At 51.2% G+C, this 5263-nt stretch carries 5 protein-coding genes; 1 reads left to right on the plus strand and 4 read right to left on the minus strand.

All coding sequences use genetic code 11. From position 1 onward, the window contains the following. Nucleotide 1: 1 nt before the first annotated feature. A complete protein-coding gene (locus tag GF404_06985; GenBank protein MBD3381924.1) occupies nt 2–415 on the plus strand; it encodes an AI-2E family transporter in 414 nt (137 codons plus the stop codon). Here the strand turns inward: GF404_06985 and GF404_06990 are convergent. The 4 genes from GF404_06990 to GF404_07005 all read right to left on the minus strand — a co-directional run bounded on the left by GF404_06990 (nt 405) and on the right by GF404_07005 (nt 4261). After that, nucleotides 405–1178: a hypothetical protein gene (locus GF404_06990; protein MBD3381925.1), complete on the minus strand. Its 774-nt coding sequence runs from the start codon at nt 1176–1178 to the stop codon at nt 405–407. The genes GF404_06985 and GF404_06990 overlap by 11 nt on opposite strands. A gap of 62 nt (nt 1179–1240) precedes the next feature. After that, the gene (locus tag GF404_06995) at nt 1241–2338 is read right to left on the minus strand and encodes an isocitrate/isopropylmalate dehydrogenase family protein (GenBank protein ID MBD3381926.1); all 1098 of its coding nucleotides are present in this window, start codon (nt 2336–2338) and stop codon (nt 1241–1243) included. Nucleotides 2339–2361: 23 nt separating this feature from the next. Beyond that, nucleotides 2362–3273 (minus strand): PorV/PorQ family protein, encoded by a 912-nt coding sequence (locus tag GF404_07000; protein ID MBD3381927.1) that lies wholly within the window; start codon nt 3271–3273, stop codon nt 2362–2364. A gap of 13 nt (nt 3274–3286) precedes the next feature. Next, nucleotides 3287–4261 carry a PorV/PorQ family protein gene (locus tag GF404_07005; protein MBD3381928.1) on the minus strand — a complete coding sequence of 325 codons (975 nt, stop codon included), beginning with the start codon at nt 4259–4261 and terminating at the stop codon, nt 3287–3289. Between the last annotated feature and the right edge of the window lie 1002 nt (nt 4262–5263).

Below are 5263 nucleotides of genomic sequence, written 5' to 3' on the forward strand. Positions count from 1 at the left end.
AATAGTCTATACAGCGGGGCTGTTGATCATGGGCATCGACTACGCCTATATTTTAGGACCTTTGGCAGGTGTGGTCAGCCTGGTGCCGATCATCGGTGCCTATGCCGGTGCAATTCCCGCCATGATAGTAGCTGGCATGCAAACCGGATCCGCATTGTGGCTGGTGTGGGTATTTATCTTTTTTACGATAGTACAGTTTGTCGAATCTTATGTTATATCCCCCAAGCTGTTCGGCGATTCAGCCGACCTGAACCTGACTACGGTCATGGTTTCCACTATATTGTGGGGCTGGATGTGGGGCGCGATCGGTGTCATCCTGGCTGTTCCGATGACTGCGGCGATAAAGGTTATCTGCACTCATATCGAACCTTTAAATCCGGTCGCCAAACTACTCGAAGGTAAAATTAAGTTTTAGATTCTTCAGAAAACTCGTGAACGACCCAGATGTTGGGTTCGATATACAATCCGCGATCGTAGTTCAGATCGATTTTTACCGGATTCAAGCCCTGCGGCAGAATATAGTCACCGCTTTCAAAAAAGCGCAAGCCGGTCCATTCCTCCCAGGTTGCTACCGAACCTGAGATGACTGCTGAGCGACGGCAGATCCCGAGCAGTTTACCGCCCAGTTTCAGATGAACCCTTAACCAGGGATCATAGGGTAATCCGTCCTCTGTTCTCCACTGGACATAGTTTTCCATCGGGGTAAGCGGGTATGACTCCTTGAGACTGGGACGAAGGGGAAGAAGCAAACGTTCGAATCCGCGTTGTCTGCCGAGTCCGATCATCTTCTCGACCGCACGGTAACTCATTTTCCGTCCTTTGTACCCGGGATTGACAACGATCTGGAAAGCGACCTGGGTATTGGGATGTTTTCCAGCCTCGAGGTTACCGCAGGCCAGGCTGGCGGCCCAGCCCAAACCTTCGTCAGGAAGATCATCCGAACCACCATGCCATTTAAACGCAAAGCTGTTGCCGATAACTGCGATTTCATCGGTTTCAGTATCTACCAGCAGAAATTGTAAATCCGGATAGGCTGAATAGAGTTGGCCAAAAAATTGCTCTACGAATTCTGCTTTGCCCAGGTATTTTTCCCAGACCTGGTCCAAAAGCTGGAAAGCTTTGCTTTCAAACTGTTCATCCTCGCTCATTCTCAGAACTTTGAACTGATCAGTTTCCATGCGTATATAATAACAAAACGCCGGGGAAAACACCCGGCGTTTTTTCGCTTTGGCATAAAAATTTACTTGATATAATCAGCCACAGCCTGGGCGACTTCGAGCGAAGTATTCGATCCACCCATATCATAGGTACGAACCTTGCCCTCACTGATCACCTTTGCGATAGCATTTTCGAGAGCCTGGCCCTTGTCGATTTCACCCAGCCAGTCGAGCATCAGCTTGGTGGTGATCAACATAGCCATCGGATTGACTTTATATTTTCCTTCGTATTTCGGCGCGGAACCGTGGGTCGGTTCAAACACGGCGTAATCATCGCCGATATTACCCGAGGCCGCGAATCCGAGACCACCCACCAATTGCGCGCACAGATCGGAGACGATGTCACCGAACATATTTGAAGTGACCAAAACACCGTAATCGAGCGGGTTTTTCAGAAGCCACATACACATGGCGTCGATATTAGTCTCCCACAGGTCAATGCCCGGGTAGTTTTCAGCAACCTTGCGGGCGGTGCGCACCATCAGTCCCGATGTCTCACGCACGACATTCGGTTTTTCCACCACGGTAACGGTTTTGTAACCGAATTTTTTAGCATACTCAAAAGCGTCGGTGACGATATTGCGACAACCGGTTTCTGAATTAATTCTCAGCGAAACAGCTACGTTTTCGAGACCATGCTTTTTAAAGCGGCTGATCTTCTTGTTCTTTTGTTCGATCAGGTTGAACACATCTTCCGGAAATGGAAAGAATTCGACACCGACATAGAGGTCTTCAGTGTTTTCACGGAATACTACGATATCAATCCGGTCCTTGTAGTTTAGCGGATTGCCCTCGTATGCTTTGCAGGGCCTGAGGTTTGTACGCAGGTTGAATTCCTGCCGGAGACGTACGATCGGCGAGGAATACACGAGGTTTTTGCCCTGAAGTTCCGGCACCAGCTCGCGCTCGGCTTCTTCCTTGGGTTTGGATGTGATAGCGCCAAACAGAGCACAGTCAGTTTCTTTCAGGAGCTCGATGGTCCTTTCGGGCAAGGGGTCGCCCTCCTTGCACCAGAACTCCCAGCCGATATCGGCATGAGGATACTCGGCGTCCAGACCGATTTTGTCCAATACAATCCTGGCCGCTTCCATAACATCGTTGCCGACACCATCTCCCGGCATCCAGGCGATTCTGTACTTTGCCACTACTCCTCCTTCGACAGCAAATAGGTGAATGATATTCTGTGAGTATCTCCCAAATCAGATTTGAACGGTATATAGGCATAATCGAGACCGATGCCACGATGATCCACTCCCAGTCCGAAGGATACGTTTTTCTCATCATAGCCAGACTGGAAACCACTCCGCAGGTAGAACATGCGGTTGAAGTTGTATTCCCCGCCGAGATGAAAATGCGGATCATCATCGGTCGGATAAACGACATCGCCGGTCAGCATAAAATCAGCGATACGATACGCGGCTCCGGCTCTCAGAACGCGCGGCAGGTCATATTCTTCCTCATCCAGTTTGAGTTTGGAGCCGAGATTGGAAAAACTGGCTCCGATTGCAAGCTGGGAAGAGAGGTGATGTTGAAACCCGAAATCTACCGCGAAACCGGTTGAGGAATAAACATCGATCTTTTCGTAGACCAACTTGACAGTAAGTCCAACTGAAGTTGCCCGTCCAAAAGCGCGGGCGAATGAGAATCCAGCCACCAGGTCATTGAGATCGAAGTAGCCTTCAGGTTCCGGCGTGGGACCCGTACGACGTTCGATGTCACCCACGGTTCCATAGTTTATCGAGAAACCAAGAGCATAATTTGACGGTCGGTATACCAGCCCGACAAACTCCGAACGGTAATCAGCGATCCATTCGTTATGAGCGAATCCAGCCGCAAAATACGGCACGTTGATAATACCCGCAGGGTTGGAATAGAGCGAAAACAGGTCGCCCGCAGTCGACCCCATACTGTTGCCCATCGCCGCATGACGCGGTGCCGGGGTCACCAGCAGAGTCGAAAAGCCGGAGATGTCATCTTTGTCAACCTGGCCCCGGGCGGAAGCGGACAAGCAGATTATCGACATCAGCGCCAGGAATATAGTTTTCTTATAAGTCATACTGTGTTACCTCTTATCTGAACTCAAAGCCTATTGTAAACAGATGGTCCGGGCTTTCACCTTCGCGGTCGGAAGCGAAAGCGTAATCGAACCTAAGGGCATAGTAAACGAATTTCTTGTAAACTCCGCCTCCCAGAGTAAAGCGTCCATCTGCATAACCGCCCCTGACGGTAAAAAGTTTCGCGGCTGTGTATTCGGCACCGGCATGAATCCTGACATCCTGGTCCTGCCCCTTGACTAAATCGAGCGCCACCAGGGACGTACTGTCGAAAGCGAGCGCGGACACGCCTGCGCGCACGAAAACCTGGGCTTTCTCTTCCAGGGAAACACCGGCTTCACCCTGTTCTCCCCAGTAGTCACCGGTTGTCCAGCGCCAGTTGGTGCCCAGATTTTGCACAGCCAGCCCGACCCTGATGTCATTGAAAAACGAGTTCTCATCGAACCAGTTTTCACGGTTAAAACTGACCATCGAACCCACATCGAAACCGACCGATGTCGAATTGATAGTGCCGACCTCAGTTATAAAATATTTACCGGTTGCTCCTATCATTACAAATTCGCCGAAGCGCTTGGCGAATGAAAGCGCGATATTGTGATCGGCATAGGTCAAATCCTGTCCGGTGGGTGTCCCCTCCTCATCGCGGGCGATCCAGTTATTGTCGCCGGCGTAGATCCACGCAACTCCCACTGTAGCATCTTCTCGAGCGTTGAAAAGCGCTGCCACATGGCCCAGCTTGCGGTCAAAATCCATAACCCGGTACGAAGCCGACACCTTGTTCATGTCGATCAACGGTCCGCCGGCGGGATTGTAATACAGCCCCATCGCGTCATCGGCTACAGCGGTAAAAGCTCCGCCCATTCCAACCACGCGGGCCGACAGGTTAAGCTTCAGGTAAGCCGCCGCGTAGCCACTCCTGCCATCCTCGGCAGACAGCAGGCCGAAACTCGCGAACAGCATCACGAAAATTATTGCTATTAATTTTTTCATTTCACTCTCCTGCCTTACGGGATGACCATAATTTTGCCCCACTTTTCACCGCCGGTAGAACTCGCGACCTTGAAATAGTATGGGCCCGTGGCGACTATGTCACCGTTGTCATTGCGCATATCCCAGGTATCATTGTCATGCTGCACACCGCCGGCGCGGAACTCGCCCTCGAGCGGTGTGGCCACCAGATCCATAGAGAAGTCAAATACCTGAATGGTGATATTGCCGTCGGTTTCGAATTTATAATGAAACTTTACTCGCCCGCCGGGTGTCGAGTACGGCGATGATGGGAGTGGTGACACATATACTTCTTCCTCGGAGGATTCGGTAATCTCCTCAAAAGTCCGGTAGACATCCCAGCTTGTACCGTTGTCTGCCCCTCTCCCAATACCATCGTTAGAGGCGGCCCAGATAACATCGTCAACCACCGCCACACCGTAATATTCGGTGCCGGGATAGATCTCAGTCTGGTCGTCAGTGTCTACTACCGAAATCGTATCCCAGCTCTCGCCAAAATCAGATGATTTCAAGAGCCCATGCGTGGTAGCGGCGTAGACATCGGCATCGTTGAACGCGAAGTTCCAGCAATTGACATTTTTCATGACAGCCTCGAAAGTGCGCCCGTTGTCTTTGGAGACATTGATGCCGTTGGTTTCACCGAGGAGACCGGTGGAGTTACCAGCCACCCAGACGTATCTCTTGTTGTCGTAATACTGCACCTCCAGCGCGGTGACAAAATTACCGGTCAGGCCTTCATCGCCCGAAGTGGCACGGATATTGTGATCAAATATACCGGGATCGAGGTTGACAGTATCAAAATCCCAGCCGATCGCGTTGGGGCTGGCTCCGATGCCAGCAATCGTCCCGACCCAGAATGTCGTATCGACATCCTGGTTAAACATAAGCGAGAGCACCGTAGTGTCCCGGCGAACTTCTGTGGTCGTGTCGATTACCGTAAATTCCACCCAATTATCGCTTCCCCCGGTTCGGCGATAAAAACCG

The sequence above is a fragment of the Candidatus Zixiibacteriota bacterium genome (assembly GCA_014728145.1).
Classification (GTDB): domain Bacteria; phylum Zixibacteria; class MSB-5A5; order JAABVY01; family JAABVY01; genus WJMC01.

Coding starts and splice junctions, on each gene's coding strand:
- GF404_07005 (MBD3381928.1), bottom strand. CDS start 4,261: ATGAAAAAATTAATAGCAATAATTTTCGTGATGCTGTTCGCGAGTTTC.
- GF404_07000 (MBD3381927.1), bottom strand. CDS start 3,273: ATGACTTATAAGAAAACTATATTCCTGGCGCTGATGTCGATAATCTGC.
- GF404_06990 (MBD3381925.1), bottom strand. CDS start 1,178: ATGGAAACTGATCAGTTCAAAGTTCTGAGAATGAGCGAGGATGAACAG.
- GF404_06995 (MBD3381926.1), bottom strand. CDS start 2,338: ATGCCGGGAGATGGTGTCGGCAACGATGTTATGGAAGCGGCCAGGATT.